This window comes from Bradyrhizobium sp. SHOUNA76, from assembly GCF_023006445.1.
Classification (GTDB): Bacteria; Pseudomonadota; Alphaproteobacteria; order Rhizobiales; family Xanthobacteraceae; genus Bradyrhizobium.
In genome coordinates, this window is the sequence record NZ_JALBHA010000988.1 from 1 (window position 1) to 897 (window position 897).

General features: G+C 67.8%; 1 protein-coding gene. It reads right to left on the minus strand.

What is annotated here, in order from left to right:
• On the minus strand, positions 1 to 897 hold an 897-nt coding region (locus MOV74_RS39180; RefSeq protein WP_246932971.1), incomplete at both ends, for an adenylate/guanylate cyclase domain-containing protein.

Sequence of the window (897 nt, forward strand, 5' to 3'; positions counted from 1 at the left end):
GCATCCGCCACCGCGCGCACGGCAAGCGGCTCGTCGCGGCCGCGGATCGCGACCTCGTGCTGCGGCAGGACGTCGTCGACAAGGCCGGCGGTGCGGCGGACTTCTTCCGAGACGATCGCTTCACAGGCCAGCGTCTTGGTCATGTCCTGGAGCCGGGCTGCGACATTCACGGCATCGCCGAGCGCGGTGAAGACGATGTGATCGCGATAGCCGATGTCGCCGATGATGACCTCGCCGCCATGAATACCGACGCCGAAGCGGATCGGCTGGCGCAGATCGTGGCTCAGGAGCTCGTTGAGCTCGTCGATATGCCTGGCGATGCCGGCGGCAGCCTTGAGCGCCTGCCGGCAGGCGGTTTGCGGATCGGCAGTCAATCCGAACAGCGCCAGCATGCCGTCGCCGACGAACTGGTTCGGCTGGCCGCCGTTCTCGATCACCGCCTGCGACACCGCGCCGAGGAAGCGGTTGACGATGAAGACGGTGTCGAACGGCAGCCGCTTTTCCGCGAGCTGGGTCGAGCCGCGCATGTCCACGAACAGGCTGACGAGATAGCGCTCCTGGCCGATTCTGGCTGGTGTCGAGGCCTGCCCGTCCGTCGCATGCGTGTGCGGCGTGAACAGCTGGAAGAAGGAGAGGTCGGACGTCGGCCGCAGCTGGCAGGCCAGCCTGATCGACGGATCGGCGGTGCCGACGCGGGTGAGCACGAAGGCCTCACGCTGCGACGGTGTGGGCAGCGCGTCATGGTCGCCGATGATGCGGATGCGGCAAGTCGAGCAGCGGGCGCGGCCACCGCAGACGCTGGCATGCGGCACATTGTGGCGCAGGCTTGCCTCCAGCACGGAGAGGCCCTTCGGCACCCGCACCGTCTTGCCGTTGCCGTAGGACAGCGCGATCATG